At 44.2% G+C, this 24,606-nt stretch carries 24 protein-coding genes; 17 read left to right on the forward strand and 7 right to left on the reverse strand.

The annotated features are described in order from the left end of the window. Nucleotides 1-35: 35 nt before the first annotated feature. Nucleotides 36-2,423 carry a PAS domain S-box protein gene (locus KJ365_RS04095; protein WP_214450361.1) on the reverse strand — a complete coding sequence of 796 codons (2,388 nt, stop codon included), beginning with the start codon at nucleotides 2,421-2,423 and terminating at the stop codon, nucleotides 36-38. A gap of 336 nt (nucleotides 2,424-2,759) precedes the next feature. Here KJ365_RS04095 and KJ365_RS04100 point away from each other — a divergent pair, with 336 nt between their 5' ends. From KJ365_RS04100 to KJ365_RS04140, 9 genes are all read left to right on the forward strand, one after another. Next, nucleotides 2,760-3,473, forward strand: a complete 714-nt coding sequence (locus KJ365_RS04100) for a helix-turn-helix domain-containing protein (RefSeq protein WP_214450362.1) — start codon at nucleotides 2,760-2,762, stop codon at nucleotides 3,471-3,473. A 459-nt stretch (nucleotides 3,474-3,932) separates the two neighbouring features. Further along, entirely contained in the window at nucleotides 3,933-4,406 is a 474-nt protein-coding gene (iscR, locus tag KJ365_RS04105; RefSeq protein WP_214450363.1) for a Fe-S cluster assembly transcriptional regulator IscR, read from the forward strand. Nucleotides 4,407-4,588: 182 nt separating this feature from the next. Further along, entirely contained in the window at nucleotides 4,589-6,025 is a 1,437-nt protein-coding gene (gene sufB / locus KJ365_RS04110) for a Fe-S cluster assembly protein SufB (protein WP_214450364.1), read from the forward strand. A gap of 2 nt (nucleotides 6,026-6,027) precedes the next feature. Next, nucleotides 6,028-6,789: a Fe-S cluster assembly ATPase SufC gene (sufC, locus tag KJ365_RS04115; RefSeq protein ID WP_214450365.1), complete on the forward strand. Its 762-nt coding sequence runs from the start codon at nucleotides 6,028-6,030 to the stop codon at nucleotides 6,787-6,789. Then, a complete protein-coding gene (gene sufD, locus KJ365_RS04120; protein ID WP_214450366.1) occupies nucleotides 6,786-8,051 on the forward strand; it encodes a Fe-S cluster assembly protein SufD in 1,266 nt (421 codons plus the stop codon). Before sufC ends, sufD begins: the two co-directional genes overlap by 4 nt. Next, nucleotides 8,048-9,265, forward strand: coding sequence for an aminotransferase class V-fold PLP-dependent enzyme (locus tag KJ365_RS04125; protein WP_214450367.1), 1,218 nt, complete (start codon nucleotides 8,048-8,050; stop codon nucleotides 9,263-9,265). The genes sufD and KJ365_RS04125 overlap by 4 nt, the downstream gene beginning before the upstream one ends. Before the next feature lie 8 nt (nucleotides 9,266-9,273). Then, a complete protein-coding gene (locus KJ365_RS04130; RefSeq protein ID WP_214450368.1) occupies nucleotides 9,274-9,630 on the forward strand; it encodes a HesB/IscA family protein in 357 nt (118 codons plus the stop codon). A 34-nt stretch (nucleotides 9,631-9,664) separates the two neighbouring features. Beyond that, entirely contained in the window at nucleotides 9,665-10,198 is a 534-nt protein-coding gene (gene sufT / locus KJ365_RS04135) for a putative Fe-S cluster assembly protein SufT (RefSeq protein ID WP_214450369.1), read from the forward strand. 98 nt (nucleotides 10,199-10,296) lie between these two features. After that, nucleotides 10,297-10,710 carry a SufE family protein gene (locus KJ365_RS04140; protein WP_214450370.1) on the forward strand — a complete coding sequence of 138 codons (414 nt, stop codon included), beginning with the start codon at nucleotides 10,297-10,299 and terminating at the stop codon, nucleotides 10,708-10,710. Nucleotides 10,711-10,873: 163 nt separating this feature from the next. On the opposite strand, the gene KJ365_RS04145 is transcribed toward KJ365_RS04140, so the two are convergent. After that, nucleotides 10,874-12,277 carry an MBL fold metallo-hydrolase RNA specificity domain-containing protein gene (locus tag KJ365_RS04145; protein ID WP_214450371.1) on the reverse strand — a complete coding sequence of 468 codons (1,404 nt, stop codon included), beginning with the start codon at nucleotides 12,275-12,277 and terminating at the stop codon, nucleotides 10,874-10,876. 217 nt (nucleotides 12,278-12,494) lie between these two features. Here KJ365_RS04145 and KJ365_RS04150 point away from each other — a divergent pair, with 217 nt between their 5' ends. Together KJ365_RS04150 and KJ365_RS04155 are read left to right on the forward strand one after the other, a co-directional pair. Then, nucleotides 12,495-12,842, forward strand: a complete 348-nt coding sequence (locus KJ365_RS04150; RefSeq protein WP_214450372.1) for a rhodanese-like domain-containing protein — start codon at nucleotides 12,495-12,497, stop codon at nucleotides 12,840-12,842. A 55-nt stretch (nucleotides 12,843-12,897) separates the two neighbouring features. Continuing rightward, nucleotides 12,898-13,305: a hypothetical protein gene (locus tag KJ365_RS04155; protein ID WP_214450373.1), complete on the forward strand. Its 408-nt coding sequence runs from the start codon at nucleotides 12,898-12,900 to the stop codon at nucleotides 13,303-13,305. A gap of 114 nt (nucleotides 13,306-13,419) precedes the next feature. Here KJ365_RS04155 and KJ365_RS04160 read toward each other — a convergent pair whose 3' ends face one another. Then, entirely contained in the window at nucleotides 13,420-13,689 is a 270-nt protein-coding gene (locus tag KJ365_RS04160; RefSeq protein WP_214450374.1) for a hypothetical protein, read from the reverse strand. Nucleotides 13,690-13,768: 79 nt separating this feature from the next. Between KJ365_RS04160 and KJ365_RS04165 the strand changes: the two genes are divergently transcribed. From KJ365_RS04165 to KJ365_RS04175, 3 genes are read left to right on the forward strand one after another with little or no spacing between them, the layout of a single operon-like run. Next, nucleotides 13,769-14,317 carry an RNA polymerase sigma factor gene (locus KJ365_RS04165; protein WP_214450375.1) on the forward strand — a complete coding sequence of 183 codons (549 nt, stop codon included), beginning with the start codon at nucleotides 13,769-13,771 and terminating at the stop codon, nucleotides 14,315-14,317. Next, a complete protein-coding gene (locus tag KJ365_RS04170; RefSeq protein WP_214450376.1) occupies nucleotides 14,310-14,783 on the forward strand; it encodes an anti-sigma factor family protein in 474 nt (157 codons plus the stop codon). The genes KJ365_RS04165 and KJ365_RS04170 overlap by 8 nt, the downstream gene beginning before the upstream one ends. Then, entirely contained in the window at nucleotides 14,780-15,109 is a 330-nt protein-coding gene (locus tag KJ365_RS04175) for a YbjQ family protein (RefSeq protein WP_214450377.1), read from the forward strand. The genes KJ365_RS04170 and KJ365_RS04175 overlap by 4 nt, the downstream gene beginning before the upstream one ends. A 715-nt stretch (nucleotides 15,110-15,824) precedes the next feature. Here the strand turns inward: KJ365_RS04175 and KJ365_RS04180 are convergent. From KJ365_RS04180 to KJ365_RS04190, 3 genes are all read right to left on the reverse strand, one after another. Next, nucleotides 15,825-16,448, reverse strand: coding sequence for a hypothetical protein (locus KJ365_RS04180; protein ID WP_214450378.1), 624 nt, complete (start codon nucleotides 16,446-16,448; stop codon nucleotides 15,825-15,827). 293 nt (nucleotides 16,449-16,741) lie between these two features. Then, the gene (locus tag KJ365_RS04185) at nucleotides 16,742-17,035 is read right to left on the reverse strand and encodes a chaperone modulator CbpM (RefSeq protein WP_214450379.1); all 294 of its coding nucleotides are present in this window, start codon (nucleotides 17,033-17,035) and stop codon (nucleotides 16,742-16,744) included. A gap of 1 nt (nucleotide 17,036) precedes the next feature. Next, a complete protein-coding gene (locus KJ365_RS04190) occupies nucleotides 17,037-17,996 on the reverse strand; it encodes a DnaJ C-terminal domain-containing protein (RefSeq protein WP_214450380.1) in 960 nt (319 codons plus the stop codon). Between the two features lie 310 nt (nucleotides 17,997-18,306). On the opposite strand from KJ365_RS04190, the gene KJ365_RS04195 reads away from it, so the two are divergent. Further along, complete coding sequence (locus KJ365_RS04195; protein ID WP_214450381.1) at nucleotides 18,307-19,086, forward strand: zinc ribbon-containing protein; 780 nt, start codon at nucleotides 18,307-18,309, stop codon at nucleotides 19,084-19,086. Between the two features lie 233 nt (nucleotides 19,087-19,319). Here the strand turns inward: KJ365_RS04195 and KJ365_RS04200 are convergent, their stop codons facing one another. Continuing rightward, nucleotides 19,320-22,028: a cation-transporting P-type ATPase gene (locus KJ365_RS04200; protein ID WP_214450382.1), complete on the reverse strand. Its 2,709-nt coding sequence runs from the start codon at nucleotides 22,026-22,028 to the stop codon at nucleotides 19,320-19,322. A 163-nt stretch (nucleotides 22,029-22,191) separates the two neighbouring features. Here KJ365_RS04200 and KJ365_RS04205 point away from each other — a divergent pair, with 163 nt between their 5' ends. After that, nucleotides 22,192-22,632, forward strand: coding sequence for an OsmC family protein (locus KJ365_RS04205; RefSeq protein ID WP_214450383.1), 441 nt, complete (start codon nucleotides 22,192-22,194; stop codon nucleotides 22,630-22,632). 177 nt (nucleotides 22,633-22,809) lie between these two features. Next, a complete protein-coding gene (locus KJ365_RS04210; RefSeq protein ID WP_214450384.1) occupies nucleotides 22,810-24,543 on the forward strand; it encodes a PHA/PHB synthase family protein in 1,734 nt (577 codons plus the stop codon). Nucleotides 24,544-24,606 lie beyond the last annotated feature (63 nt).

The raw sequence follows: 24,606 nt of genomic DNA on the forward strand, positions 1-24,606 counted from the left end.
CGTCGAATCATAGTAGTATGGCTATCGTTGCGCGATTAAGTTTGCTTTGGTGTTGCTGGGTCTATCGGTAATAAAAAATAAAATATAGAGCCACATGGGGTGTTCTCGGCATAATGAATACTGCCTCCATGTTCTTCAACGATGCTTTTTGAAATAGATAAGCCTATTCCCATACCTTTTTGCTTGGTTGATGAAAACGCCGAAAAAAGCTTTTCAAGCATATCATCGGCCACGCCGCTGCCACTGTCCTTAATGGCAATTTTCACATAACGAGGTGGCTCGATTGTACAAACAAGAGCAATGGTATCCCCATGGGCTAAGCCGGCTGATTGCATTGCCTCCATGCCATTTCTTAGCAGGTTAAGTAGCACTTGCTGAACCTGCACTAAATCTACATATAGCATAGTGGGGGTGTTCATCATCTCTACTTGAATATTGATGTCGCGCATACGCGCATCAGGCTCGGCAAGGCTCACGACTTCGTTTATCAATACACGACAATCGACACGCTCTTTTTTTCGATTTCCTTGTTTCGTCATCGACTGCATGCGTTCAAGAATGTCTCCGGCACGTTTTGCATGCTGACTGAGTTTGTCAAAGATATCCGGTAGTCGGTCAAAGCGTTGTTGGTCGCAGAGCTTCTTGCCCGATTGAGAAAACAAAGAAATAGCGGTTAGCGGTTGATTCACCTCGTGTGCGATACCTGCCGCCATCTCGCCTAGTGAATTAAGCCGCTCAGTGTGTGCCATTTGCTCTATGTGTAAGCGTTTTTCGTCATCTGCTTTACGTTGTAGGGTGATATCGCGTAGTAAACCAACATACATCACCTTATCGTGCGACACGATTTCATTAATAGATGCATGTATGGGAAACAGACTCCCATCTTTGCGTTTTGCTTGCAACTCTCGACCACTACCAATCACTTTAGCTTGGTTGCTAGACTGATACTTAGCGATGTATTGTTGATGTCTTGCTGCATCGTGTTCGGGCATAAGTATGCTAACCGGCTGCCCCCTGAGTTCCTCGTAAGTATAATCAAACATGTGTAAAGCAGCTTGATTAACCCTCTTGATGATGCCATTTTGATCAATGGTAATTACCGCTTCAACAACCGAATTGACAATAGCATCAGAAAATTCACGACTTACGATTAGGTCTTTTTCAGCTTGCTTAATAGTAGAGATATCGCTAATAAACCCCTCTAAAACAAGCTCGTCCGATACCAGCGATCTTACCGCCTCCCCCTTCTCCCATACCAGACGTACGCCATTGTTCTTGCTTAAAATACGATATTCGAGCTCAAAAAAGCATTGGTTCGCCACTGCTTCATTTACTTTATCTCGCACTCGGATATAGTCGTCCGGGTAAATTATCTTCCCCCACAGTATTTTGTGATTTTCAAACTCTTCTTTTGTGTAGCCTGTAAGTTGTTCACAGCCTTGACTAACCAGTATCATTGGCCAATCGACTTTGTTATATGATTGATACGCCATGCCAGGCAAGTTTTTTAGTAAATGCTCTACCTTATGTCGTTCATCACTGATGATATCTGTCTTTCTTTTTGCACTAAGGGCTTTAAAGGTAGCTAAGCCAACCAATATGCACAGCGCAATTCCCAAGATGAAGAGGATGCGGATTTTGCTGAAGTGAGCATACGTTAAATATTGCGCTATTGGCGCTACACCCACCGTCCATACTTGGTCTTTTATATTGATGCTGACCTCGTGTAACCAAGGGGTTTCTAGTGCATTGTTTTCAAGCATAGAGGCCTGAATGAGTTGACCATTTATGCGCAAATAAAGAACGTGTTCCGATAGTAAGTTTTCTGGTAGCACTGCCTCTAAATACCGTTCAAACAAGATGAGACTTGAAAAGAATCCAGTTACGTTCTCTTGTTTATCTATCATAGGCACATAAATGCCCATTCCTAATCCACCATGAATCGATTCAAGCGGACTTGTTATCGCAATACGTTTTTCGTTTTTAGCCTTCGTCGCGGCAATGAAAGCGGATGGATTGGCGGATATATTAAAGCGTTGTGCAATTTCGTTGCCTTCAACGGGGGTCACCTTAAGAATGTTAAAGTCAGCGTCTAACCAGCCAATCGCTTGATAACCCCTGTTTGTGTCATATAAAGTTTGACTGATTGATTGCCATTCTTGCTCGCTAATGACGCCGTCAATTTGAGAGATTTGCGCAAACTCGCTTAAAGACATCATTTTGTTTTCTAAGTCTTGCTGTAATAGCGAGGCGACTCCTTTCGCGGTATTTTCGGTTAAACGGTCGATGTGGGCGCGGCCTTGTGAATCAATATAAAATAGGCTCAAAGCGATCAAACAGGCTGTCGCGAATGTGGCAAGCAATGAATACGCTAATACTCGTTTTGAAAATGCCGCTGAGCTTTGTTTATAGATGTCGGTCATCATGAAGCCGTTAAATGAAAGTTTATTAAATGCAAAATGGTAGGTTGCGCCGGACTATAGGGTTTGGCTGACTTTTCAAACGTTAATATGAAAATAAAGCAGTGTAACCTCAAAAACAATAGCCGAAATCCTTATGCTAGGCAAAGTAATCTTAGACGGTGCGCCGTAAAAAGGAGAATTATTCTAAAGACAAGCATTAGCACTAAGTACTATCCGCAATCATCTAAGCGAAATACCCAATGGCATATTAATTAACTACGTGAGTATCATGACTATCATATTTATGAGGCGATTATTGCTTCATAACATGTTGAATAGACATAGGATATCCCACGGATGTTAACAACGCATCAAGCACGCAGAAAAGACTGTCAAAATAGCGCCCTTAGCCAGGGTGTTATTTATGTCTCTTTAAATCAATGGGTCGATAGCATTTCACACAGAGTCTACCCAGCGAAACAAGCCTTGTATTTTGCCGGAGACCGCTTTAACGGCCTATATCAATTACGTTCAGGCTCTGCAAAGAGCGCCATTAGTTCTTATTCGGGTATGGAGCTTGTTACACAATTCTTTTTACCAGGGGATTTAATTGGGGTTGATGGTTTTTATCAAAACAGCCACACGCAAAATGTGCAGTTTCTTGAAAAAAGTAGCGTGGGTTATTTGAGCGCAAAAAAGGTCAATGCGCTGTTGGCAAATAGCGAGCAATTTCGACATCAATTGCTCAGTATTTTAAGCAGTAGATTAACCTACGAACAGCATATGCAGCTCAATCACAGTTATTGCACTGGAGAGCAACGGGTAGCTCAATTTTTAATACGTCTGTCAGATCGATTTGAAGCTCAGGGGTTGCTTGGCAACGAGTTTCGTTTGCCGATGACGCGCACCGATATGGCAAGCTACTTGGGTATGGCAATAGAAACCCTTTGTAGAGTCCTTGCACATTTACAACATGATGGGATTATCGATGTTCGAAATCGCGTAGTCGAGATCCTCAACCGTAACGATTTGCAGTACAAAGGCGGCTTGCAAAGCACTGCTTTAATATAATCAGGAGAAATTGAGAACTTATGAAAACAAGCGATTATGTTTGTGACCTGTATCACCTTAATTTTAGCGCCTATTAACCATCTTTGTCATTAATCTAGTAGATGGTAATGCTAACAATAATGCTCATGTTGAAGGCGATACGTTCCGGTTTAAACGTGACGAGGGTGATATGGGCGAAACGCTCACTTTTACACGAGATGAAAATGGGCAGATTGTCAGCTATTCATCACATAGATTTGTCAATCTCAAACATAAGTAAATTCAATCGTGCAAGTTTGCTGTGATATACTAGAATCCTTGTACCGACCGTAAATAAATGCTTGCCCTACTCATAATAGGTTTTTTCATCGGATGAGTACGGTGAGCTTTACAATACTTGACTAAAATAGTTGGTTTAATACTTGACCATTTTAGTAGGTTATGAAAAAATCGCGCTCGTTGTTTAATTATGGAGTGCGCATGAAACTAACATCTAAAGGGCGTTACGCTGTTACCGCGATGCTAGACTTAGCCATTCGCTGTGATTCAGGTCCGGTTTCGTTGTCGGAGATCTCAGAGCGTCAAGACATTTCGCTGTCTTATCTCGAGCAGCTATTCGCGCGTTTGCGCAAGGCTAATTTGGTGCGCAGTGTGCGTGGTCCAGGTGGCGGTTATGCGCTGGCGCGCAAAGCCAAAGAAATTTCCGTAGGCTCTGTGATTCATGCGGTGAACGAAACGGTAGATGCCACTCGTTGTAAAGGTCAAGCAGACTGCCAAGGTGGTGAGCGTTGTTTAACACATACGCTATGGCAAGACTTGAGTGACCGCGTTAATGATTTTCTTAACGGCATTTCACTTCAAGATTTAATTAGCACAGAACAAGTAAAAGATGTTTCGAGTCGCCAAAGCGACCGAGCCAAAACAACCGACATCAATATTTTGCTTCAAGTATAAAATATACACCTCTCGATATCCCATGGACGGTGTGATGCAGACATGCTCTACATCACGTGACCATGCACACATGCATGGGATCTATATCAGAGTAGTTGGGTATAATTAAGCACGACACGACAGCATCACTGATTACAGTGAGCAAAGTACTAGTCAAAACTAACAATTAAGTGGGTTCAAATATGAGTGAACAGATAGAACAAGCATTAGAACGTAAGTACGATGCCGGTTTTTATTCTGAAATTGAGTCAGAAACCTTTGAAGCCGGTTTGGATGAATCAATCATCCGCCGTATCTCTGAGATGAAAGGTGAGCCAGAATGGATGCTAGCATGGCGCCTGAAAGCTTACGAAACATGGCTGAAGATGGAAGAACCCGAGTGGGCGCACGTTGATTATCCTAAAATTGATTATCAAAGTATTTCTTATTATTCTGCGCCAAAAAGTATGGCCGATAAGCCCCAGTCATTAGACGAAGTCGACCCAGAGCTCCTGCGCACTTATGAAAAGCTTGGCATTCCATTACATGAGCAAGAAATGCTAGCCGGTGTAGCAGTAGACGCCGTATTTGATTCGGTATCGGTTGTGACCACTTTTAGAAGCAAGCTTGAAGAAGCGGGCGTGATATTCTGCCCAATTTCAGAGGCGGTTCATAAATATCCAGAGCTTGTGAAGAAGTATATTGGCTCAGTGGTTCCCCGCGCCGACAACTATTTTGCTGCTTTAAACAGTGCTGTATTTACCGATGGCTCTTTTGTATACATTCCTAAGGGCGTTCGCTGCCCGATGGAGCTTTCTACTTATTTCCGCATTAACGAAATGAATACTGGTCAGTTCGAGCGCACGCTAATTGTGGCAGATGAAGGCAGCCACGTGAGCTATCTTGAAGGTTGCACCGCCCCGCAGCGCGATGAAAACCAACTGCATGCAGCGGTGGTTGAGCTGGTTGCCCTAGACGATGCCACCATTAAATACTCCACGGTACAAAACTGGTACCCAGGCGACGAAAATGGTGTGGGTGGTATATATAACTTTGTGACCAAGCGCGGCATATGCCACACCAATGCCAAAATATCTTGGACACAGGTCGAGACTGGCTCTGCGGTAACGTGGAAGTACCCAAGCTGCGTATTAAAAGGCGATAACAGCGTAGGTGAGTTTTATTCAGTTGCCCTTACACGTGGCAGACAGCAAGCCGATACCGGCACGAAGATGATTCATTTGGGTAAAAATACCCGTTCTACCATCATTTCCAAGGGTATTTCAGCAGGCAAAAGTAACAACGCCTATCGCGGTTTAGTAAAAATGGGACCCAAAGCAGATGGTGCTCGAAACTTTACCGAATGTGATTCGTTACTGATTGGCGATACCTGTGGCGCGCACACCTTTCCATATATAGAAAGCAGAAACCCTACCGCGATTGTTGAGCATGAAGCGACCACCTCAAAAGTGAGCGATGAGCAGCTGTTCTTATGCCAGCAGAGAGGTCTCAATCCGGAAAAAGCGGTATCGATGATTGTGAACGGTTTTTGTAAAGAAGTATTTAAAGAGCTGCCGATGGAGTTTGCCGTCGAAGCAGGAAAATTACTAGAGATTAGCTTAGAAGGGTCAGTGGGATAGTAATGTTAAAAATTAATAATTTGCACGCGCGAGTAGAAGAAAAGACCATATTAAATGGCGTTAACCTTGAGATTAAGCCCGGTGAAGTTCATGCCATTATGGGACCAAACGGTGCCGGTAAAAGTACCCTTGGCTATGTACTCTCTGGTCGCGAAGGCTATGAAGTGCTTGAAGGCGATGTGACCTTTAACAACGAAGCTTTATTTGACATGGAAATTGAAGAGCGCGCGTCTAATGGACTGTTCTTAGCGTTTCAGTATCCTGTTGAAATTCCAGGCGTGAGCAACATGGAATTTATGAAAGAGTCGGTAAATGCCGTGCGTGAGCAACAAGGTCTTGAGCCTCTCTCGGCTGCTGAGTTTTTGAAAAGCGCGAAAGAAGCATGCAAGCAAGTACAACTGCCCCTCGACTTCTTAAAGCGCGGCGTGAATGAGGGCTTCTCCGGCGGCGAGAAAAAGCGTAACGAAATTATGCAGATGATTTTATTAAAGCCAAGCTTGTGCATTTTAGATGAGTCAGATTCTGGTCTTGATATCGATGCACTGCAGGTTGTGGCAAACGGCGTCAACAGTCAACGCGATGACAAGCGAAGCTTTATAGTGATCACGCATTATCAGCGACTACTAGATTTTATCAAGCCTGACTTTGTACATATCCTCGCAAACGGCAAAATAGTGAAAAGCGGCGACGCATCACTTGCCTTAAAAGTTGAAAAAGAAGGTTATGCATTCTTAGGCAAAGAGTTTGAAGGAGTGGAGGCATGAGTCAATGGCTAAACAAGGTCATTGATGATGCAACAAAAGTGCAGGATTATCTTGCACCGGTGCGTCAGCAAGCCCTTGAACACTTGCGCGCAGAAGGCTGGCCTACCGGGCGCAATGAAGCTTGGCGCTTTACGCCGCTAAGCTCGTTAAAAGAGCGTGAAGCTGCGATTGATCAACTAGATAGCGCTGTTGCTAGCAAGGTTGAAAGCATTCCAGGCGTTGACTCAATTGACATCGTCTTTATTGACGGTCAATTGGTTAGTGACTTGTCGGCTTTAACTCTACCTGCAGGTTTGCAAATACATTCATTGACTAACGCAACACAAACTCAGCAAACCGAAATTACAGCATTGTTTGGTGCGGTTAAACCTACACGCCATTTGTTTGGCTTGGTCAACGACGCATTATGTCAGCAAGGTATTTATATTGAGGTGCAGCAGAGCGCCAAAATTGACACGCCAGTGCGCATTGTGAACTTAGCAACCCAAGACACCGATGCACATACCCGCGTGCTGGTGAATATGCAAAACAACTCTCAGTGCTCAATTATCGAATATGGTAGCGGCACTGAGCAAAGCTTTACTACCGCCTTTGCTGAATATCGTATTGGCGAGTCGGCCTCTCTTGAGCACTATCGCTTTGCGTTTTTTACCGAGCTTGCTAAGCAAGTGGGTGGTAGTCATTTCAGCTTACACGACAATGCGCGTTTAAATAGCACGCTTGTAGGTTATGGCAGCGAATTATCTCGCGTTGACGTGGATATTATTCACGCTGGTGAGCACGCGAAAGCGAAGATGAATGCGATTTATTTATTGGGTGAGGGCGAATTATTTGACCTTCACTCGACCATTGAGCATGCGATGCCAAACGGCACCACAGAAGAAAACGCTCGTGGTATTGTTGGTGACAGAGCCAGAGCGGTTTTTAACGGTCGTATTCATATTCACAGAGATGCGCAAAAGACCCTTGCTGAGCTCAACAACCGCAATTTGTTGCTGTCTCGTCGCGGGATTATCAATACTAAACCAGAGCTAGAAATTTACGCTGACGACGTGCAGTGCGCACATGGTGCAACGGTGGCAGAAATAGAAGAGCAAGCGCTGTACTACCTTCTTAGCCGCGGTATTAAACGCTCAAAGGCTCTGGTAATGCTAAACTTTGGCTTTATCCAAGAACTGGTGAATGCGATACCAAACCCAGCGATTCGTGACTGGTTGCTGCCATTGCTCAGCAAGCGCTTTGAGAGCATGGAGGTTAAATGAGCTTTGACGTAGAGGCTATTCGAGCGCAGTTTCCCGTACTTGCTCAAAGTGTTCATGGCAAACCTCTGGTTTACCTAGATAACGCTGCAACTACGCAAAAGCCGCAAGCGGTCATCGACGCCATTGTTGATTTTTACACCACGTGCAATTCAAATGTGCATCGCGGTGCTCACCAATTATCGGATAATGCTACGCGCCGATACGAAAAAGCGCGCGATGATGTGGCTGCGTTTATTCATGCGCCGCACAGAGAAGAGGTGATTTGGACCAGCGGTACGACAGAAAGTATTAACTTGGTTGCCAATGGTCTTGGCCAACTGCTTAAAGCCGGTGATGAAGTGTTGGTAACCCAAATGGAACACCACGCGAATCTAGTGACCTGGCAACAAGCGTGCAAGCGCAGCGGCGCAACCTTAAAGGTGTGCCCAATGACCGAAGACGGCGAGCTTGATTTAGACGCCTTTGATGCGTTGTTGACCGATAACACGCGCATGGTCGCTTTTCCGCATGTTTCTAACGCCTTAGGCACAATCAACCCAATTAAACTTCTCAGCACAAAAGCAAAAGAGAAGGGCGCTTGGGTGCTAGTAGATGGCGCGCAAGGTATTGCTCATGGCGATGTTGATGTAGCTGATATTGGCTGTGATTTTTATGCCTTTTCAGGTCATAAAATCTTTGCACCCACCGGTGTTGGAGTGCTTTGGGGTAAGCGTTCAGTACTTGAAGATTGGCCGGTATGGCAAACCGGTGGTGAGATGATTCACGATGTGGATTACGATACAGCCACGTGGGGCGCATTGCCAAACCGTCTTGAGGCAGGTACGCCTAATATTGCCGGTGTGATTGGTTTAGGCGCTGCGGTAAATTGGCTTAAATCACAAGATATGGCCGCCTTACAGGCACATGAAAAAAGTTTACTTGATTACGCCACCGAGAAAGCCAATGCTTTTGAAGGAATGCGCATTATAGGTAAGGCAAAACATAAAATTGGTGTGATGAGCTTTTTATTTGATAATGCTCACCCTGCCGATATTGGGTTTATTTTAGATAAGCAAGGCGTAGCCATTCGCACTGGGGATAATTGTGCGCAACCGCTTATGAAGCGCTTGAACATTCCTGGTACAGCAAGAGCTTCGTTTTCGATATATAATACCCACCAAGAAATTGACCAGCTTTTTGCTGCGCTTAAAAAAGCCAAGATGATGTTGGCATAGGAGTCATTATGAGTGTAGAAACATTTGTCCCAAGCACCCAAGTCATTACCATGACCGACAGTGCTATTGCGCATTTTGAAAGTATGCTGTCAACAAAACCCGGCAGTATCATTCGCTTCTCAACTAAAATGAGCGGATGCACCGGCTATGCGTACGTCCTTGATTTTGCAGATGCACCGAAAGACGGCGATGAAGTCATTGAATTTAGCGATGCTTTGACCGTTGCCATTGCCGACGATGCGGTTGGTCTAATCAAAAACACTGAAATCGATTACGTAAAGGCGGGTGTAAACGGCATTATTCAGTACAACAACCCTAACGTGGTTAACGAGTGCGGTTGTGGCGAGAGCTTTAACGTAGGTTAAAACACACTAAGCATATAAGGCAGTGTAAAGCAGTATGAAGCAAAAAATGGTAGTCACCGAGCGTGACTGTAAAGCGAGGCTAGTACCTGTTGGCAACCCCGCGACCATCCCCGCGGGTGAGTTTGTGAATATTACCCAAGATTTAGGCGGCAACTACACGGTGACGTGGCGCGGTAATATGTATCGCATCGACGGTACCGATGCCAGCGCCATTGGTCGCAAGCCTCTGCATTTATCATTTGATGCGCCCAGTGATGGCAACATAGATAAAGACCAAGTGTGGGACGCGTTAGAAAGCGTGTTTGACCCTGAAATTCCCATTAACCTTGTCTCCCTCGGTTTGATATACGACGTCAATATTGACCAGCAGCAAAAATGCGTCAACATCAATATGACGCTTACCGCACCAGCGTGCGGCATGGGCCCAGTATTGGTGGGAGATGTTGAATATCGCGTGAGCATGGTGCCGTTTGTTGAGAAGGTGAGCGTTGAGCTTGTGTTTGATCCACCTTGGTCTCGCGATATGATGAGTGAAGAAGCACAGCTTGAAGCTGGCGTGTTTTTTTAAGTCAAAGTAATATCATGCGTGCGTGAATAACGCGCGCCAGCGCTTAAACCCATTAGATTGAACACAGCTTTTAACCCAATTCCCCCATAGGAAATGTAATGCAATTACCCTCAAGTGAAGAAATTATTGATGATTTAGCCTTCTTTGACGACTGGTCGCAGCGTTATCAATACATTATTGACCTAGGTAAACATGTACCTAAACTTCCCGAGAGTGAACACAGCCCTGACAAGCTCGTAAAAGGCTGTCAGAGTAACGTTTGGCTTAAGTCGGAGCATCGCGGCGGTAAGTTTCATTTTGTCGTAGACAGCGACGCCGTAATCGTTCAAGGCCTATTAGCACTCGTGCTAGCGGCTTACAACGAAAAGTCTGCTGATGACATTCTTGCTTTTGACATAGACGACTACTTTTTGCAGTTAGATTTAGAGAGCCACATTACGCCAACGCGCGGAAATGGCTTGCGCGCCATCGTTGGTAAAATCCGCGAGTTGGCGCAAAGCGCAGCCGCTTAACTGCTTATAAGAGAAGTTTGTCGTTAAGACTTTTTAAATACCGTAAATACCAGGCTTAAATTGTAATCTTCAGCCCTGATCCGTGTGGCTACATGATTGCGTTTCAGTTATACGTGCGACTCATGAATGACTACCTTCTTGTGAGTCGCTTCTACCTTTGATATTAAAACGCGATAGACTGCCCTAAGCTCGGTATGATACTGCCAATCTTTTTGTCCTCCCAAAGTACGTAAGACAGAGTGTCCAAAGCTTCTGCATCGCCATGCACAAGGACGACTTTGGGTACAGGTGAAAAATGGCTTACCCACTCTACAAGCTGACTTTGGCCAGCATGGGCCGAAAAGCCGCCCAACGTTTCGATTTGCGCTCGCACAGCAAATCTTTCATTAAAAATGGTCACTGATTTTTTGCCGTCTACCAACAATCGCCCTAACGTGCCTTTTGCCTGAAAACCACAAAAAATAATCGTATTGCGCTCATTCCAAATGCGGCTTTTAAAATGATGTTTAATCCGCCCGCCAGTGCACATTCCGCTGCCTGCGATAATGATTGCGCCTTTTTTTATATTGTTCACTGCCATTGAGTTTTCGGTGGTAACGGATAAAAACAAACTAGGTATAAAGTCTTGAATGATAGAACGGGCGTTAGGCGCAGCTTCATCAATGTCGTCTGCGTCTAATGAAGAGAACCAACGGTCGTATACTTTGCTGACTTCAATGGCCATGGGGCTATCGAGTACCACTTGCCAATTTTGCAACGCGCCCTCGCGATGTAACTGGCCTAAGTAAAACAGTATCTCTTGGGTTCGGCCCACTGCAAAGGCCGGGATCATGATGTTTCCACCTCTTTCTTGAGTCTCTTTTAGTATGTCGCGTAATTCTTGCACGGTATCTTCGATGGGGCGGTGATTACGATCGCCATAAGTACCTTCCATGAGCAAAATATCGGCCTTATTTAAAAACGAAGGGTCGTTCATCAATACGGTATTTTGATTGCCTAAATCGCCTGTAAACACTAATGTCTTGGTTTGGCCTTTATCGCTTAAGGTAATCTCAACAATGGCTGAGCCTAAAATATGTCCTGCATCATAAAAGGTACAACTTGCTTCATCCGATAGCGTAAAAGGCGTTAAATAGTCTTTGGTAATACACAAAGAAAGCGCCGAGCGCACGTCGTCTTCCGTATATTCTGGCTCAAGAGGAGGCTTGCCTTTACGCTGGCGTTTGCGGTTCTCACGCTCTAGATCACTCAGGTAAATGCTCGCCGAATCGAACAGCATTATCTTGAGTAAATCAGCCGTTGCATCAGCGCAATATATAGGGCCAGAAAAGCCCTCTTTTACGAGTTTAGGTATTAGTCCGCTGTGATCTAAGTGGGCATGAGAGAGCACTAAAGCATCAATCGATTTGGGATTGAACGCGAATCGTTCTTTGCCGAGTCGCTTGACTGCGCTTGCCCCTTGATGCATGCCACAATCTAGTAACACCTTGCCGATAGAAGGAGCTTCGATTAAGTGGCATGAGCCTGTTACTTCTTGTGCTGCACCTAAGCATGTTACGGTCGCCATATATTGCTGCCCATTGTTAATTATTTGTTAACCATAGCACCGATCATGCACCTGCAATAGAGAATATTCAAACCAACGATCGCATTTTTGATGCACGTCAAGATAAGGCTTTATTGGGTGATATATATTCAAACGACTTCAAAAAAACGCCTCCCGATAGAGTGCGTTTTAGAATATATCCGTCTTAAGATAAGATAATCCGCAAAAGGAATACACCATGTTAAAAACCATTCCCGACTTACTGAGCGAAGTGAAGCCTAATGTTCGCTGTATTTCGGCAGATGTTGCCGCGAAAGAAAGAGAGCAAAACAACGGGCTGCTCATAGATGTTCGTGAACCAGCAGAGCATGCTGCTAAGCCAGCGGTAGGGGCAATTAATATTCCTCGTGGCTTAGTTGAAATGAAATTAATGGAAATAGAAAAGGACCCGCAAAGACCTATTTATTTGCATTGCGCCACATCGGCAAGAGCGATGCTGTCAGCAGAGCAATTAGCTAGAGTAGGGTACACCAATGTTACCGTGATCACCTGTGATATGGATACAATTCAAAAGGCGTGTTGTTAGTACTAAATGATTGAGATACTTCTGGTTGCTGATTGTTTTATAAGAGTATAACTATATGAATACACGAACAAAAAAGCGTATAGCCATCGGCGCAGGATTAATTATACTGGCCTGGCTGTTATTTTTTGATTTGCGTGTGTATCAGCTCAACAACGTTCTGCAAGATGATTCAGAAATTAGTAATTATCCTTATACGTTTAGCGTTGAGTCTTTTGACAACGGCGTGGTCACCATATCGAGCCCACGCTCTGGTAAGGTATCTGCCACGTCTGTGCTCAGAGCAATGTCATCAGAACTTCGCTATGAAGATGATGACTCTGAAAAGATGGTAGCAGCGCAAAAGGAGCTTGCAAGAATACAATTGAAAGTGGCTAAGCTCATCACTGAGCAAGACGATGTTACACAAGTGAAATGGGAGCTTGATGAGTTTTGGTTGCGTAACCACGGCATTCAGGTGTTTTAAACGAGTTCTTCGGCCCAAATGCTCCGTTTCTGAGGGTAGCTATTTGCACAACATCGTCAAAGAATTGCTTTCTACTCAATCGCTTGACTGGCAACGAACATCCACAGCAGACATTCAGCCAGTCGTAAGATAGCTTTGTTTGTCTGACTTTTTCTCTAAATATGCCAGTATTTTGTGGATAAGCTGACTATCTATAATCCAAGCGATGATGCTTATATTGCGTTTCTCGCATTTTTCACATTCGCTAATATCTATGTTAAACACCCGTTTTAAGCGCTGAGCCGGTAACCGGATAACCCATGTCATACTTTTTGCTTGATAGGGTTTATCTGATTGCTCATTGCTTTGGTGAGTGATTTGCCTATAGGCTGAATCTTTTTGCATTTTTTTTCATAATGTGGGAATAAATCAGAGAGCTCACTCGTTATAGTAATAAGCGTTAAATTAATTGGGTAAGGTATTTATGCAAAAGCATCTTATAGATCTCGTCAACGACGCATATAGGCTGGCAGCTAATATTGTTGGCCAGCCAGACGACGCCTATGACGTAATGCAAGATGCTGCAACTATTGCCTTAACAAAGCGCAAAGAAAGCGAATACGCTGATGCTGAGTTCAAGCCATGGTTTTTTAAAGTTGTGCGAAACAAAGCAATAGACAGATTAAGAGCAAATACTATCGCGCTCAAACGTCAACAAGCTGATTGTCAATTACAGAATAACAATCAACCAGATGACGCCCATAGCATACTCCCACACGCTAGCAGCAATGAGCCAGATATGCTTTTGAGCCAAGCGCAAAGTAAACAAAGGATAGATTTGGCATTGGCTAGTATCAGCGCATCGCACAGAGAGATAATCTTACTAAAAGACTATCACGACTTTTCATACGCACAGATAGCTGAGATTTTGGCCATCGCGAACGGCTCAGTTATGTCACGTCTGTTTCGCGCAAGGCAGTCCCTAAAAACAGAGCTACTCAAGCTTGCGGAAAAAGGAGAATACAATGAATAAATCCATACGCAATGAAAGTGTTCATAGTGCAAATGAGCGTAATTGCGACCGCACACTACTTAGTGCATATGCAGACAATGAACTCACCCAACAACAACGACAATTGATAGATTTACACATTGCTGACTGTGCGCCATGTGCGCAAGAGCTAAAAGAGTTAATTCAAATGAAAAATATGGTGAAAGGCAGCAGTGCACCAAGCTTAGAGGCCGATAAAATTGAGGCGCTGCTTGAAGGCTCGGGGTCAAGAATCGCGCAAACCATTGCATGGACAATATTAATTATATCCTTGTGCATCGGGCTTGTTTTTAGCGTTTATGAATTTTATTTTGAAAGTAATTTAAGTGTATTTGAAAAGTTAATACCAAGCTTGGTTTGGGGCAGTATTATTGGCCTCTTTGTAAGCGTGGCACGCCAACAATTTATAGCTAGAAAAACAGATAAATATAAAGGAGTAAAGTTATGAAAAGCATTATGATAGTTACTGCTGATGAAGTCGCCGGAAAAGTCATCGCTCAGCACTTAGGCTTAGTGCGAGGAAACACTATTCGGGCACGTCATCTTGGCAAAGATATTTTAGCCGTATTTAGAAACATTCTGGGCGGTGAGATCAATGAATATACTAAGCTAATGGCAGAAAGCCGCGAGCAAGCCATTGATAGAATGTTAGATGAAGCAAGTCGCCTTAATGCCGATGCGATTATCGATGTTCGCTTTACCACGTCGATGATTGCCCAAGGTGCAGCCGAGCTTCTTGCCTACGGCACTGCGGTTAAATTTAAGTCGGAGTAAAAGCAGGATAAGATATCGGGCGATACAGCAAGACTCCATTAAGTTATCTTGCTTCTATTGCCCGTTTTTCACACGATTTACGCTAAGTTTACAGCACGCATTTTTTACCAAGCCTACATAAAAAATACCGCTTTTGGTGTTCACAAATACCACAATAAGATATGGCCTGCTTTGCGAACACTCATTTTGCTCAAACGCCACACGTATTCACCAAATGTTGTTCAACTCAATGCTTTATGGCACTCAAGCTCGCTTTATAGGGTGTTACCTTGATTACCGCCGCCAATACCACCATACAGGTTGGTGCCAAACTGCTTTATGAAAACACAAACGCCAAATTTGGCAATGGCAATCGCTATGGCTTAATTGGAGCAAAATGCTAATCATTGTGATTTTTTTGCTTTACCGCCAAATACACGGCAATGCCAAATACAAAGAAAAAGATTAGGCCAATGTTTGTTAATAATGCTACTAGTAGTTCCATTACTCATGTCCCCTTTGAGTTGATGCAAAGAAATAGCGTTACAAAAATCCCGTCACTATTTTCGACCCATAATGCGTAGAATTCTCACAAATAGATTAATAATATCCATATACAGAGCCGCACCACTAATTTCTTCTTCGCCGCTTGATTTTCGGTTAAATACATCTGATTCAAACACTAACTTGCTCCTTTGTTGTTATATGCAATTTTCCGTAATGCCAATGTTTACCATTAAAGTTTAGTCCGAAGAAAGTTTGCAATATAGTACTGCTTTTTTCCGTTCAGACCCCAGCCTAAATTAATCCGTTTACTTCCCTCCAAAGAAATATATTTATATTGCCCAGAGTGCTTCTCCGTGACTCTGTCAATTGTCTTCCAATCAAACCTTCGATACCAGCCAATTGAGCCTACGCCTATAAAAACAAGTGCCTTGCCGTTTTCAACGGAGATTAATGTCCTTCCGAAAACACTCATCAGACACACCGATATTAATACAATACTACCGATTAAGAACGGCAGGCCAAAAAGTGACTGAGTAACATCGAATTCACCTTTAATGATTTGGCTAACATAAATACCTGAGAGCGAACCTCCCGCCCATACCATGGTGAAGGGAACGAAGAAAAGCGCCATCCAGCTACGATGCGAACCACAAACCGTCCACATATAACCTTGGTCATCGAGGGTCGTGCCTTGAACGGGTGAGTTTGCGCGAAAATTCTTGCTTGGGGTTGATTGAAGTATGTCTGATAAAGATGTAAGACGTTCACAAGAACTACAAAACGCGGTGTCTTTCGCTACATTAATATTGTTCGCATCGATTTTTCTTTTACATTTAGAACAGGTGACGTCCATAGTCCAATAATTTTCCTTATTTGTTACCCTTTAAACAATTTCAAACCCTTCGCCATAAGGCCAAATCGTATGATTTAAAGCGCTCGCTTTCAACAAGAACATTCAAAAATGTGTTAAAGCGCTATCCTGCACGTCCAATATGAATGAACGATAGTTTTCATTACTATAAACAAATAAGGCAGTGCTAAAAAAGACACCACTGTTAAGCTCAGCGCAAATACGACAAGCCCTCCCATGTCAAAGCCAAGCAAAGCGGCGATAACAAAAACTGACTCTGATTTTGGCAGATACACTTACCTTTCTAAGCGCCTTTTTAATTGAGTGTTTTCCTTCGCTAAAGCTTCTTTTTGCTTCAGCAACTCTATTATCATTGCCACTGCAAACCAGTCCATTTCAAGCATAGTGTATAAATCAATGGCTTTTTTAAGCCAAGGCACGCTTGCGGTTTCAAACTGCCATTGGTCAGCGCTATCTCCCGATATGGGTTTGGCAATGCCATAATCAACAATTTCAATAATAAACTCTTGTTGAATGTGGTGGGATTCACACAGCTCGTCAAAAGAGATAATTAGCATGTTATCTGACATTTTATTTACTCCATTGTTCACGTGGGTCAAAGTCTTGCGATTGCGCTAATTGTTGCCACAGCAACTGACTTTTTTCATCGGATTTCTCAGGCATCACAATCTTCAATATGGCGATGAGGTCGCCTTTGCCATGTTTGCTCTTGAGGCCTTTGCCCTTTATTCTGAGTTTTTGACCAGCCTGACTATTTGCTTTTATGCTGAGCTTAATTTTTCCATCCAACGTTGGAATCGTGACTTCTGCGCCGAGTGCTGCCTCCCATGGTGATAGAGGAACGGTGATCATCAGATCATGCTCGCTGACATCAAATAAGGGGTGGGGGACTAGGCGAATATGTAAGTATAGGTCGCCATTAGGGCCATCACCGTGCCCTTTACCTGCTTGTCCTTTTAGGCGAATGCGTTCACCATCGCTGACTCCTGCGGGTATTTTGACCTTTAAGGTTTTGCGTTTATGTTGAATCTGTCCATCGAGCACGTGCGGTATCGAATACTGGATGGTTTTTTCAGTGATGTGCAAGGTATCTTCAAGAAAGATCGGCACTTCAATCTCTGCATCTTGACCTTTCATGGCAAAATCGTTGGAATACTCTGTTGAGCCTCTGTCGCCACCGGATTTATGAAAACCGCCACCTCCAAACACAGAGTTAAAAAAGTCTGAAAAATCTTGGTGTTCATGAGCGCCGTTAAAACCGTCTGATTGGCCTTGCCACTCTCGCTGTGGGTTAAATCCGTCGGCTGTATTTCCTCCATATTTGCGCATTTCATCGTACTGCGCTCTGCGCTTTGGATCCTTTAGTACCTCATATGCTTCGGCTAGCTCTTTGAACTTCTCATCCGCGTCTGCCCCCGAATTGACATCGGGGTGCAGTTTTAACGCAATTTTTCGATAGGCTTTCTTGATGTCTTTTAAGTCAGCATCTTCTTTCACACCAAGAATTTCATAATAGTCTTTAAAGTGCATAAGCATCTCCACACAAAGCAACCGTCGAACACCTTTTGTTCTTCCTTGCTTTGACGTGCGCAAAGCAAAATAACAGCGTCACCTTGTTTGTCCCATTTTCCTACACTCATCCCTTTTGCGCTATCCGTAGTAGCCACAATTGCATGCGTATCATTGCTTATAGATACAAAGTGCACAGGGGTGTAATCTTGGTGGTAATAGCTGAATGTTTTTATGTAATGTGAGCCTATTCACATTTTACTCACGACAAATCTATATCAGTTGCGTGTTTGATAAAACACACCAAAGAATCCCACAGAGGTGACATCTTATGAAAAATGATAACCATGATAAACAGCATCAACCAAGCTACAAAGCCATGCTAGAAGCCGTAGAAGAGTTTGTAGAAAAAGAAGGTAAAAGCTTGCAAGAGGCCTTTCATGCCGCGGAGAAAAAGCTTGAAGAAGCCACAGAACATAGCAAAGAAAATATCCAGCACGCCAGTGAAACCTTAAAGCACAACTTCAAAACCTTTAGCGATGCTGTAGAAGGTGCTACAGAGGCGTATAAAGAACAGTTAAAGTTTGATATGGCCTACTTAAATGAGTCTATGTGGAGCAAGTTTAAAACCCTTGCTAACAATAATACTGCTCAGTTAATCGCATTTACGCAAAGTTTACGAGAGCAAGCTGACGCTGTGGTAGATGAAGCCCATTTGACTGCTCACCATGAACATGCACAGTGGGAAAGTGAGCATAAAATGTGGTTAGATGAAGTGGGTTTTTGGCTGAAAGAGCATGAGCAAGCTTTAAATAAACTTCAATACATTGAGTCAGCGTTGCGTGAGCGGTCTGCCAACTTGTTAGATCATGTAAAGGCAATCAAAGCACACGAAGGCGAACAGCGTGAGCATGAAAAAACCATGCGCAAAGTTCAGCAAGACCATACGAGTGAAAAGTTCGCTGAAGCGGACGAGAAACAAGTCGGTTTGCACGAGCAAGAAGCGAAGGAGCATGCCGCCCAAGCCGAGCTGCATAAAAAGCTTAAAACTCACCATTTAAAATTGATGGCGATGGTCAGCATGTTACACAAAGAGGTAACATCGAGTTAATTAGGGCAGGCCCCCAACGCCATATGAAACAGAGAGGTAGTTGTGGCGAGAGCTACATAGCTTTTCACGCTCTTGAGCACGCTTTTGCATTGCAAATTACGTATTTGAGTCGTTGCGAGGGCCTAAAGAATATTGTCGATTACTCGACCTCATCATGACATTTATGGTGCTCAATTTTTTGAGTCAAATATTCATGAAAGCTAGCGTATCTAGCTCTATGATGAACCTTTTATTTAGGCGTAGCGTCTTTTTACCGCCATACGCAACCGCTTCTCTAATTCAATAATAATGAATAAGGCAACCCCGATAGCAATAATCAAAACCCCATCTATAAGCGGAATAGACGCGGTAGCAAAAACGCTTTGTAACGGCGGTAAATAAGTCATAGCAAACTGCGCAAGCGTAATAATTACTACCACGGTCCATACTATTTTTGTGCCGCGCACGGCTTCCCAATTTAAAGCGCTTGCGTAAATGTTGCGAATAAAAAACAGCTGGAAGATTTCCATCACTACCAGGGTATTCAGGGCGATAGTGCGGGCCAATTCAATAGAATAACCTCGCTCTATTGCATAATGATATGAGCCAAAAACGCCGCATAGAAATAAAAACGATACTAAAACCACATACCAGATGAGCTCTTTGTTTAAGAGCGGCTCGTCGCGAGAACGGGGCATGCGTTTCATGGTGGAAGCTTCGGTTGGCTCAAACGCTAAGGCAATCCCTAAGGTGACAGCCGTAATCAGGTTGACCCACAAAATCTGAATAGGCGTGATAGGCATCGTCATTCCCAGCAGCAACGCAACAATAATGGTGCTTGCTTCGCCGGCGTTTGTAGGAAGTGTCCAGCTAATGACTTTTTTGAGGTTGTCGTATACCGTTCGACCCTCTCGAATAGCAGCCACTATCGAGGCAAAGTTATCATCAGCAAGCACGACATCTGCGGCTTCTTTTGCCGCCTCACTGCCATTTTTACCCATTGCAATGCCCACATCTGCGCGTTTTAGTGATGGCGCATCGTTTACCCCGTCGCCGGTCATCGCTACGGTCATATTATGTGACTGCAATGCCATGACTAGGCGCAATTTATGCTCAGGGCTAGTGCGTGCATATATATCACATTCTAATACGGCCTCTTTTAAGGCTTTATCATCTAAGCGGTCAATGTCTTCGCCTCTTAGCACCATGTCAGTATTGTTTAAGCCTATTTGTTTCGCTATCGCTGCGGCAGTTTTTGCATGATCGCCGGTGATCATCTTCACTTGTATGCCTGCATCATGACATTGTGCAATGGCCTCAATTGCTTCTAGGCGAGGTGGATCAACCATCGCCAACATGCCGACTAACACCAAACCTTCTTCTAAGTCTTTATGCTCTAAAACATGACGCTCACAATCAATGGGTTTAATCGCCAGGGCTAATAGCCGTTGCCCTCGGCCTGCTACCTCTTCAATCTGTTGGTTCCAGTAGTGCTCATCAAGTGCCTCTGCGCTGCCATCGGCTGCGCGCTGAGCACTGCACATGGCCAACATGCGTTCAGGTGCGCCTTTGACAAATATAAAAGCATGCTCATCGTGGTCATGATGGAGCGTGGCCATAAAACGGTGCTTTGCATCAAATGCAATGGTGTCGGTTAGTTTCCATCCTTCCTGGATATCATCCGCATCAGCCCCAAGTTTTGCGCTAAAGGCCAGCAACGCGCCCTCCATTGGGTCACCTTCTACTACCCATGCATCCTTATGCTGGCGTAAAGCTGCGTCATTGCACAACACCGCGATTTGGGCGAGTTCTTTGGCAATAGGGTTGTTATCAATCGACACCGCTTCGTCGTTTATTGTGACCGAGCCCTTAGGTGAATATCCAGTGCCGTCTGCCATCATGCTATAAGCATGGGTAATCGCTTTTACTACCATCATTTGATTACGTGTAAGGGTGCCGGTTTTATCACTGCAAATAACTGACACTGAACCTAAGGTTTCTATAGCGGGTAAGTGTCTTACAATGGCATTTCGATGTGCCATTGCCTTTACGCCGATCGCTAGGGTTATGGTTAATACCGCGGGCAAGCCTTCAGGAATGGCTGCAACAGAGAGTCCTACTACCGCCATGAACATGTCTGTAAACTCAAACTGTGAGGCAAAGTAAGTAAAGCCAAGCAGGGCTAATGCAATAACAAAAATAATAAAGGTAAGCCATTTCGCAAACTGGTTCATTTGCGCGACTAAAGGAGTTGTGAGAGGCTCTACTTTTGCCAATAATCCACTTATTCGTCCAAGTTCGGTTTGTTGACCGCTTGCCACAACAAGCGCTTTGCCCTTGCCGCTAGTAACTAGAGTACCTGAAAATGCCATCGACACTCGGTCACCCAATGCGCTTTGTTTGCTTACTGATTCTGTGTCTTTGTCCACAGGCATAGATTCGCCGGTTAGAATGGCCTCTTGAATCGATAGGCCATGTGAAGAAATGATTCGAAGGTCAGCGGCGACTTTATCGCCCGCCTCTAAGAGCACCACATCACCGGGTACGAGTTGCTCTCCATCTATATTCACCCGCTGCCCGTCTCTTAGCACATTGGCTTTTGGTGCTAATATTTGTCGAATAGCGTCAAGTGCTTGCTCGGCCTTGCCTTCCTGCACATAACCAACCAAAGCATTAATTAGCACAACGGCTAAAATGACAAGTGTATCGGCAATATGCCCAAGTGCTGTGGTGACCAGTGCACAAGCGATTAATACGTATATGAGAATATTATGAAATTGGGCGAGAAATCTCAGTAGTGGATGAGTTTTTTGGCCTCGACTGAGTACGTTTTCGCCGTACTCGTCCAAGCGTTTTTGGGCTTCATTTTGGGAAAGTCCAGAGACGCTGCAGTTAAGCATGTTTAAGGTTTCTTGAACACTCATTGAATGCCAAGGTGTTTGCTCAAGGCCTTTGTCTTGCATTTTTCTCTCTAGCGTTGTTTAGCTTTCTTATTACGCTAGCAAAAGATTACGATGAGTTTTTAACCTATATCAAAAAAACGACAGATTAATTTCGTTACTATCTCACCAATTCTATACAAAATCTCAATTCACACTATCCATTCATACCCTTTTAGGAGAAATCATGCAGTCTTTACCCCATCATTATCATGTAAATGCAGTTGGCAAATCTGATAATACCCTCGATGTTAAAATTGAAAATGTAGAGGCACTAGCGGTAGCCGCGCCCGCGCAGTTCGGTGGTCCCGGCGATAAATGGTCACCAGAGGACTTTTTTATGGCGTCTATTTCGAGCTGCTTGATTTTGTCATTTAAAGCCATCGCAAGAGCGTCAAAGTTTGAGTGGATGTCTATTCAGTGCAATTCAACGGGCACTTTAGATAGGATTGAAGGTAAAAGTCAGTTCACTGAAGTGGTTAGCGAAGTAAAGCTAGTAATAGCGCAAGGTGAGAGCATTGAAAAAGCGGAGCGTTTGCTGCATAAGGCCGACAGTAGTTGCTTGGTGGCCAATTCGGTCAAGTGCAAACTCAGCTTAAACATTCTTGAAATTTCGTTTAAGGAGTAACGTTTTGAATTGACGGTTGAGCGTCGCCGTGGGGCGTTCGCATGAACATTGTGGGCAGCCACATCGATGTGCGGGCAGTCCCAATTGTTGGCAATACGGCCACCATGCTACTTTACACTCACATCATCCTCTTTTATGCGGCAGAGCAATATGCTGCTGCCCAGCTAAGGCTTCAGAATGAAAAACGAAGAATCTCAGCAACAGATCATGGACAAATTTTTACACGCAAATGTGGCTAAGTTAACCGCAGGTCTTTCTCCAAGCGCCTTATTAGAGGCTTATTCGGACTGGGCGGTACATCTAGCATCATCTCCGGGTAAACGCCTGCAGTTAATAGAAAAAGCAGCCCGCAAAGCGGCTCGGTTGGGTACGTTTGCAAGCACGTGTGCGCACAAGCAAAGTTCAGCTCAAGCCTGCATTGAGCCAATGCCTTTTGACAAACGCTTTAGCGGCGATGCTTGGCAAAAATGGCCGTATAATGTGATTTATCAATCATTTTTGTTTAACCAGCAATGGTGGTCTAACGCGACCACCGGTGTTAATGGGGTCACCCAGCAGCACGAAAATGTCATGGAATTTGTTACGCGGCAAATATTAGACGTATTTTCGCCCTCAAATTATTTGCTAACTAATCCTGAGTTAATTGAACAAACCCAAAAAGAAGCGGGTCAAAACCTTATTCGAGGTGCAAATAATTTCGTAGAAGATATGCAAAGCGTCATTGCGAACAAACCGCCTAGCGAGGTAGAGGGTTTTCGTGTGGGCAAAGAGCTCGCGATTACGCCGGGCAAAGTGGTGTATCGCAACCGGTTGATAGAGCTCATTCAATACAGTCCCACTACAAAAGAAGTTCGCCCAGAGCCAATCCTAATTGTGCCGGCGTGGATCATGAAGTACTACATCTTAGATTTATCACCTAACAATTCGTTGGTGAAATACTTAACTGAGCAAGGTTTTACGGTGTTCATGGTGTCGTGGAAAAACCCTGACATTGATGATCGCGATATGGGCATGCCAGACTATCGTAAACTGGGCGTGATGGCTGCGCTTGATGCCATTGGTATAATTTGCGGTGACACTAAAGTACATGGTGTAGGCTATTGTTTAGGTGGCACCTTGCTCTCGATTGCGGCAGCTACAATGGCAAGAGACGCAGATGAAAGGTTTGCCTCACTGTCGCTATTTGCAGCGCAAGTTGATTTTACGCAAGCAGGTGAGTTGATGCTATTTATCAACGAAAGCCAAGTGAGCTTTTTAGAAGATATGATGTGGGAGCAAGGCTACTTAGACGCTAAACAAATGGCAGGGGCCTTTCAATTGTTGCGTTCTAATGATTTGATTTGGTCGCGCGTGGTGCATGATTATCTCATGGGAAAGCGCGCTGAAATAAACGACTTAATGGCATGGAACCTCGATACCACACGTATGCCATATAAAATGCATTCGCAATATTTGCGCAAACTCTTTCTTAATAACGACTTATCAGAAGGGCGGTATACGGTCGACGATGTACCTATTTCTGTGACTGATATTAGGGTTCCTATATTTGTGGTGGGTACTGAGAAAGATCATGTTGCGCCATGGCATTCTGTTTATAAATTCCATCGTTTGTGTGACACCGATGTCACCTTTTTACTAACCAGTGGTGGTCACAATGCCGGCATTGTATGTGAACCTGGGCACCCGCGAAGACACTATCAGGTCGCCACTACCTTAAAAGAAGATAACTATACTGACCCTGACACTTGGGCGGCGCATCAACCGCGTAAAGAGGGTTCGTGGTGGTCGGAGTTTTCCCAATGGCTGCATGAGCGCTCAGGCACGATGTGCAAACCGCCACAGATGGGTGCTCCTAAGAAACAGCTCCCGGTTTTGTGTGATGCACCAGGAACGTATGTAATGCAAAAATAGCTGTTGCTGACGCTAAACGGTTCATTCAAATAGGCTAGGAGTCAATATTAAATGGTATTCTCG

It is taken from the genome of Glaciecola sp. XM2, assembly GCF_018595715.1.
In the GTDB taxonomy this organism is placed as follows: Bacteria; Pseudomonadota; Gammaproteobacteria; order Enterobacterales; family Alteromonadaceae; genus Glaciecola.

Excerpts from the sequence above, each read along its gene's own strand:
- KJ365_RS04210 (WP_214450384.1), top strand. The coding sequence starts at position 22,810 with ATGAAAAACGAAGAATCTCAGCAACAGATCATGGACAAATTTTTACAC.
- KJ365_RS04205 (WP_214450383.1), top strand. The coding sequence starts at position 22,192 with ATGCAGTCTTTACCCCATCATTATCATGTAAATGCAGTTGGCAAATCT.
- sufC (WP_214450365.1), top strand. The coding sequence starts at position 6,028 with ATGTTAAAAATTAATAATTTGCACGCGCGAGTAGAAGAAAAGACCATA.
- KJ365_RS04185 (WP_214450379.1), bottom strand. The coding sequence starts at position 17,035 with ATGTCAGATAACATGCTAATTATCTCTTTTGACGAGCTGTGTGAATCC.
- KJ365_RS04140 (WP_214450370.1), top strand. The coding sequence starts at position 10,297 with ATGCAATTACCCTCAAGTGAAGAAATTATTGATGATTTAGCCTTCTTT.
- KJ365_RS04180 (WP_214450378.1), bottom strand. The coding sequence starts at position 16,448 with ATGGACGTCACCTGTTCTAAATGTAAAAGAAAAATCGATGCGAACAAT.
- KJ365_RS04145 (WP_214450371.1), bottom strand. The coding sequence starts at position 12,277 with ATGGCGACCGTAACATGCTTAGGTGCAGCACAAGAAGTAACAGGCTCA.
- KJ365_RS04130 (WP_214450368.1), top strand. The coding sequence starts at position 9,274 with ATGAGTGTAGAAACATTTGTCCCAAGCACCCAAGTCATTACCATGACC.
- KJ365_RS04195 (WP_214450381.1), top strand. The coding sequence starts at position 18,307 with ATGAAAAATGATAACCATGATAAACAGCATCAACCAAGCTACAAAGCC.
- sufD (WP_214450366.1), top strand. The coding sequence starts at position 6,786 with ATGAGTCAATGGCTAAACAAGGTCATTGATGATGCAACAAAAGTGCAG.
- KJ365_RS04155 (WP_214450373.1), top strand. The coding sequence starts at position 12,898 with ATGAATACACGAACAAAAAAGCGTATAGCCATCGGCGCAGGATTAATT.
- KJ365_RS04160 (WP_214450374.1), bottom strand. The coding sequence starts at position 13,689 with ATGCAAAAAGATTCAGCCTATAGGCAAATCACTCACCAAAGCAATGAG.
- KJ365_RS04100 (WP_214450362.1), top strand. The coding sequence starts at position 2,760 with ATGTTAACAACGCATCAAGCACGCAGAAAAGACTGTCAAAATAGCGCC.
- KJ365_RS04175 (WP_214450377.1), top strand. The coding sequence starts at position 14,780 with ATGAAAAGCATTATGATAGTTACTGCTGATGAAGTCGCCGGAAAAGTC.
- sufT (WP_214450369.1), top strand. The coding sequence starts at position 9,665 with ATGAAGCAAAAAATGGTAGTCACCGAGCGTGACTGTAAAGCGAGGCTA.
- KJ365_RS04150 (WP_214450372.1), top strand. The coding sequence starts at position 12,495 with ATGTTAAAAACCATTCCCGACTTACTGAGCGAAGTGAAGCCTAATGTT.
- KJ365_RS04200 (WP_214450382.1), bottom strand. The coding sequence starts at position 22,028 with ATGCAAGACAAAGGCCTTGAGCAAACACCTTGGCATTCAATGAGTGTT.
- KJ365_RS04165 (WP_214450375.1), top strand. The coding sequence starts at position 13,769 with ATGCAAAAGCATCTTATAGATCTCGTCAACGACGCATATAGGCTGGCA.
- iscR (WP_214450363.1), top strand. The coding sequence starts at position 3,933 with ATGAAACTAACATCTAAAGGGCGTTACGCTGTTACCGCGATGCTAGAC.
- sufB (WP_214450364.1), top strand. The coding sequence starts at position 4,589 with ATGAGTGAACAGATAGAACAAGCATTAGAACGTAAGTACGATGCCGGT.
- KJ365_RS04170 (WP_214450376.1), top strand. The coding sequence starts at position 14,310 with ATGAATAAATCCATACGCAATGAAAGTGTTCATAGTGCAAATGAGCGT.
- KJ365_RS04095 (WP_214450361.1), bottom strand. The coding sequence starts at position 2,423 with ATGACCGACATCTATAAACAAAGCTCAGCGGCATTTTCAAAACGAGTA.
- KJ365_RS04190 (WP_214450380.1), bottom strand. The coding sequence starts at position 17,996 with ATGCACTTTAAAGACTATTATGAAATTCTTGGTGTGAAAGAAGATGCT.
- KJ365_RS04125 (WP_214450367.1), top strand. The coding sequence starts at position 8,048 with ATGAGCTTTGACGTAGAGGCTATTCGAGCGCAGTTTCCCGTACTTGCT.